Below are 5,314 nucleotides of genomic sequence, written 5' to 3'. Positions count from 1 at the left end.
TGCCGATCGCCATGGAAGAGAAGCTGCGCTTCGCCATCCGTGAAGGCGGCCGCACCGTCGGTGCCGGCATCGTCGTCACCATCAAGGAATAATCGAGCCCGGCATTCGCCGGATCGACAAGAAAAGGGCGGTCTTCGGGCCGCCCTTTTCTTTTGCGGGGCTATCGGTTGCGGCCCTGTCGGCCGAACCCTGTTGCAAGGCTCCGGGCCTCGACTAGTATAGGTTGCATCGAGGGGCTTTTTTGCAGAATGGTTTCAGGGCGCCTTCACCGTTGTCGGGCATTGTGGTCGCTGGCCTTGATCTGCCTGCTGGCATTGCTTGCCGCGGGCCCGGTAGCCTTTGCGGCGGATGCGGCGCCGGATCTTGGGCCGACGATGCGGTTCGGCATTGTCCGCAGCAACGCACCGGGGTGCGAGCCGATCTGCCCGGAATGGATATCGGCCGAGGGCTCCATAGAAGCCGGCACGCCGGCACTCTTCAAACGCATGCTGAAGACGCTTGGCGGGCGGAAACTGCCTGTTGTCGTGGATTCTCCCGGCGGCAATGTCGAGGCGGCGCTGACGCTTGGCCGGCTGATCCGCAAGAACAAGCTCGATATCGCCATCGGCAAGACGGTGTTTTCCAGCTGCCAGCCCGGTGCGAAGGGATGCCAGGACCGTGACGCCCGCTACTTCGGCGATGTCATCGACTATGGCGCCATGTGCAATTCCGCCTGTCCTCTGATGTTTGCCGGCGGTATCAGGCGGGTGGCCGGCGAATGGGCCTATCTCGGCGTCCATCAGATCACCACGACCTACATCCGCACGAAATTGCAATACCGCACCACCTACCGCATCGTGGGGGGCAAGAAGAAGATCCTCAACACAAAGATCGTCAGCCGCAAGAACGCCGGCAGCTACAAGACCTACGAGATGAGCAAGTCGGTGGAGAAAAAGCTGGCGGCCTATCTCAACCAGATGGGCATCGAACAAGGCATGCTCGAAACGATGAAGGGCACGCCGGCCAGCGAAATTCACCAGATCGCCCTCGACGACATGCTGGCGATGAAGCTGGTCACCAGCACGGACGCTGTAGGCCTGTTGACCGCGGCAAGCCTGTGCGAGCCCGGCCGCCTGGCCACGAATTGCCGGGAAATGCCGGGGGACAAGCCTGATGGCCTGACGGCGACCGCGGCCAAGCCTGCTCCGCCGGCGATCGAACCCGAGCCGGCGCGACACGATGAAGAGCGGCGCGATGAAGACATGCGCTTCGTCGTCGTTCGCGGCACCAATCCGCTCTGCAATCCAGACTGCCCGGAATGGATCTCGGCGGAAGGCGCGATCACTCCCCAGACCCCGCAGAAGCTGCGCCAATTGCTCGCCACGCTCGGCAAACGGCAACTGCCTGTCGTGGTCAGTTCGAGGGGAGGCGACCTGTTCAGCGCCCTGGCGGCGGGACGGCTTATCCATGAAAGGAAGCTCGACGTCGCGGTTGGCCGCACCGATTTCGTCGGCTGTGACCCGGGAGCGTGGAATTGCCTGGCCAAAGAGGGCGCCTATGCCGGGCTGAGCATCGATGCGGGCGTGGAGTGCGATTCGGCCTGCGCGCTGATGCTTGCCGGCGGCATCAAGCGGCTTGTCGGTCCCCAGGCGCGACTTAGCCTCTACCTGATGGGGCAAAAGCAGATGGTCAAGGCCTATCTCGACGAGATGGCGATCGCTCCCGCCCTGTTCGCGGCGATCGAGCGTCGCTCGGTCGAGCGCCGGCTGGAACCCGGCATGATGCTGAAGGTCGGACTGACGACGAGCCTGCAATCGGTCGACGCGCTGACCGGCGCCACCATTTGCGAGGCGGTGCCAAGACCCGAGAATTGCCGGATCCGGCCCTCCGCCAATGCCGAGGCTGACGCGCCGGCCAAATTGTAGACCGCGGCGAAGCCGGAACTGGCCATCGAGGCAGGTTGAGACACTTCCGATTGTTCCGCTATCGTCGCTGCTGGCGGCGCCAGGCAGGCGGAGGATCGAGAATGAGCCAGGATATCCCGACCCTCTACGAATGGGCCGGCGGCGGCGAGGCCCTGAACCGGCTGACCCAGACTTTCTACGACAAGGTGGCGCAGGACCCGATCGTCGGGCCGGTGTTCAAGACCATGTCGCCGGATCATCCCGCCCATGTCGCGGCCTTCATCGGCGAGGTTTTCGGCGGGTCAAAAACCTACAGCGAGCAGTTCGGTGGCCACCGCGAGATGGTCATGCACCATCTGGGCAAGCATCTGAGCGAGGAGCAGCGCCGCCGCTGGATTAGCCTCCTGGCCGATGCAGCCGACGCGGTCGGCCTGCCTGACGATCCGGAATTCCGTTCGGCCTTCATGGGCTATGTCGAATGGGGATCGCGTCTGGCCAAGATGAACTCCAATCTCGGCGAGACGTGCGATCCCGAGACGGAACCGATGCCGGCCTGGGGCTGGGGCGTGCCGGGCGGACCCTATCGGCCGCTGAAAACAAAGTAACCTCTCGCCGAACGAGCTGGTCGTCAGCTGTCCCGATTTCTGGCGCAGGGGGGGTGAAGGTACGTTTGCTTGCAAACCACCCTTTACAGAGCGTGCGGAAGCTTTTAGGAAGCGCCTGCTGCGCCGACATGCGCACGTACGGGCATAGCTCAGTTGGTAGAGCGGCGGTCTCCAAAACCGCAGGTCGTAGGTTCGAGCCCTGCTGCCCGTGCCATTTCCAAAGGGAAATCAGGCACTTAGAAATAGCGCTACTCGGTTGAGAAGCCAAAACGACTGCTGCACATCTATTGCACGGACATGCACGTCCGCGGGCAGCGTCCGACGGTGGCGTAAAATCACACGATTCTGGTGGGCAACTTCACCGTAACGACAGCCTGGTTTGGCGCTGCTCGAGGTTCCACAAAGGTAAAAATTGGCGGGTTGGCACCAAGGAAGCTGGCTTGGCTCGAGTCGAGATTTGCTCCTTTGGTCCGAAGGATGCGGGCGCAGAATACAAACCATCCGACGCTCGGGCATAGGCTTCCATGCTATGCTTTGGACCGCTCGGCTTTGAGAATCTACAGCTTGTAGGCAGCAGGCGGACCAACGGATCCGCGTTCGATGATTGTGGTCGGCAGAATGAGCCTTTCAGCTGGCCGTGCTTCGCCCTTCAAGCGGCGGATGAGCAGTTCCGCGACGCTTTTGCCCAGCGCATAGACGGGCTGGTCGACGACGGTGATGGGCGGGGTCGTGACGCTCGTCCAGTCCGCGTCATGGAAAGTGATGAGCGAGATGTCTTGTGGAATGCGCAGCCCGCGCTGGCGCATGACCTTGAAGATCTCCAGGGCTATGAGACTGTCGGAGGCAAGGATTGCGGTCGGTCGATCTGGCCCCGACAGCAGTTTGTCGGCGAGCTTTCGCGTCTCGTCGGGGCTTGTCGCGCCAAGGCGAATATGACGTTCCGGTCGATCAATTCTGGCGTCCCGGCACACCTTGAGAAAGCCGTCGATGCGCTCACGGACCGATGAGGTGTAGATTTGTCCTAGGTCGCGATACTCATTGCCTTCGGCGTCAACCGCGGTCACATAGGCGATTTTGCTGTGGCCGGCGTCGACAAGGATACGGGTCGCCCGCATGGCGATGTCTCGATCGTCAACCGTAACCGTGTCGACATCGAGATCAGGCAGCGCCCGGTCAAGCAGGGCAAGCGGCCGGCCTGAACGGTGGATGTCGCGCAGGTGTGAGATGTCACGCGATTCCGACGGCGTGACGATCAGTCCGTCGACGCGCTTGCCGATCAACAGCCGCACAGCTGCCCTTTCCGCGTCGATCCGCTCGCCGGAGTTGGCCAAGATGACGTTGAAGCCAGCCGCCCTTGCCGCGTCGCTGATTCCACGCACCGCCAGGCTGAAGAACGGGTTTTCGATGTCTCCGACCACCACGCCGATGATGCCGGACCTGCCGGTCGTCATGCTTCGGGCCAGTTCGTTCGGACGGTAGTCAAGGGCCTTGGCGGCGGCCATGACATTGGCGCGGATCGTGTCGCTGACGACACCGTATCCGCCGAGCACGCGCGCGGCCGTCGCTTTGGACACATTGGCCACTCGGGCGACATCGCTGACCGTTATCGACTGGGTCTTGGGTGCGGTTCTTTTCATTGGATGAACGACTACAAGAGTTGTTGACGGAAGGTCAATCTGGCGATAACGATTATCAAAGAGACCGGTCTCAATCAATAAGAGACCGGTCTCTTTTAGAAGATTGCGGGCCGAGAGGCGCATGCCGCGGTCGCGGCGGCGGGCGATGTCAAGCGTGGGATTGCCGGCTCGACGTCAATACCAAGAAGAACAGACCTTCAGAGTGGAGAGAAGACATGAGCAGGATAGGAATTCTCAAGTCGTTGATGTCACCGGTCCGGGCCGGCGCAATGGCTCTTATGGCTGTGTGCATCGGCGCGGGTTTTGTTTCCGGAGCAGCCGCCGCGGATGACAATCCCTATGGCCTTATTGATGCGAAAGTCATCAGCGTTGGTACCATGGGTGATGCCAAGCCCTACGCTTTCACCCAGGCGGACGGCACATTCACCGGGTTCGACATCGAATTGTTCCGCAACGTCGCGAGCCGCCTTGGCTTCAAGCCGGACCAGGTGATCTTCACCGGTCAGGAATTCTCGGCGCTGATGCCTTCGGTTGCCAACGAGCGCTTCGATGTCGCGGTCGCGGCAATCGGCACGACGGAAGCGCGTAAGAAGACCGTCGACTTTTCCGACGGGTATCTTGCAGGCTATCTCTCCGTGCTTACGTCAGACAAGGCGATCACGTCGGCCGACGGGCTCAAGGGCAAGCGTCTTGGCGTCGTGCAGGGTACGCTGCAGGAAATCTATGCGGCGAAGAATTTTGTCGGGACGGATCTCGTCAAATTTCCTGACAACAATTCGGCCGTCTCGGCGCTCAACAATGGCACGGTCGACGCTCATTTCCTCGATTACGAGGCAGCCAAGGACTATGGCGTTCGTTATCCGGACTTGAAGATCGCGGTTAACATCCCGTCCTTCGACGCGCCGGCAGGCTTCGTCTTGCGCAAGGGCAACGACAAGCTTCGCGATGCGCTGAACACCGCCCTGCATGCGGCCATGCAGGACGGCACCTGGAAGACGCTTTATGAGAAGTGGTTCCCAGGCTCGCCGATGCCCGATCAATACCTCCCCAAGAAGTAACCGCACCCGGGGGGGGGGGGGGGGGGGGGGGGGGGGGGGCCGCCGGGGCGGGGGGGGGGTGGGGGGGGGGGGGGGGGGGGGGGCGGGCGGGGCGGGAGCGGTGTGGGTTAATAAAATAGGGGGCGACCACG

At 62.0% G+C, this 5,314-nt stretch carries 5 protein-coding genes and 1 tRNA gene; 5 read left to right on the top strand and 1 reads right to left on the bottom strand.

The genetic code is table 11. From position 1 onward, the window contains the following. The 4 genes from NKJ00_RS32025 to NKJ00_RS32010 all read left to right on the top strand — a co-directional run. Positions 1–92: EF-Tu C-terminal domain-related protein (locus NKJ00_RS32025; protein ID WP_023785181.1), on the top strand; the 92-nt coding region annotated here is incomplete at its 5' end. 156 nt (positions 93–248) lie between these two features. Further along, positions 249–1,904, top strand: a complete 1,656-nt coding sequence (locus tag NKJ00_RS32020) for a COG3904 family protein (RefSeq protein ID WP_023814282.1) — start codon at positions 249–251, stop codon at positions 1,902–1,904. 101 nt (positions 1,905–2,005) lie between these two features. After that, on the top strand, positions 2,006–2,488 hold the full coding sequence (locus NKJ00_RS32015) for a group II truncated hemoglobin (RefSeq protein ID WP_023814283.1): 483 nt from the start codon (positions 2,006–2,008) through the stop codon (positions 2,486–2,488). A gap of 138 nt (positions 2,489–2,626) precedes the next feature. Beyond that, positions 2,627–2,702 (top strand) — tRNA-Trp (locus tag NKJ00_RS32010). A 343-nt stretch (positions 2,703–3,045) separates the two neighbouring features. Here NKJ00_RS32010 and NKJ00_RS32005 read toward each other — a convergent pair. Continuing rightward, positions 3,046–4,125 (bottom strand): LacI family DNA-binding transcriptional regulator, encoded by a 1,080-nt coding sequence (locus NKJ00_RS32005; RefSeq protein WP_352613668.1) that lies wholly within the window; start codon positions 4,123–4,125, stop codon positions 3,046–3,048. 215 nt (positions 4,126–4,340) lie between these two features. Here NKJ00_RS32005 and NKJ00_RS32000 point away from each other — a divergent pair, with 215 nt between their 5' ends. Beyond that, complete coding sequence (locus tag NKJ00_RS32000) at positions 4,341–5,183, top strand: ABC transporter substrate-binding protein (RefSeq protein WP_023814285.1); 843 nt, start codon at positions 4,341–4,343, stop codon at positions 5,181–5,183. Positions 5,184–5,314: the final 131 nt, after the last annotated feature.

Source organism: Mesorhizobium sp. M0227, assembly GCF_040321855.1.
Taxonomy (GTDB): domain Bacteria; phylum Pseudomonadota; class Alphaproteobacteria; order Rhizobiales; family Rhizobiaceae; genus Mesorhizobium.
Note: the sequence above shows the minus strand (reverse complement) of the source record. Positions and strands in the feature narration are given on the sequence as shown.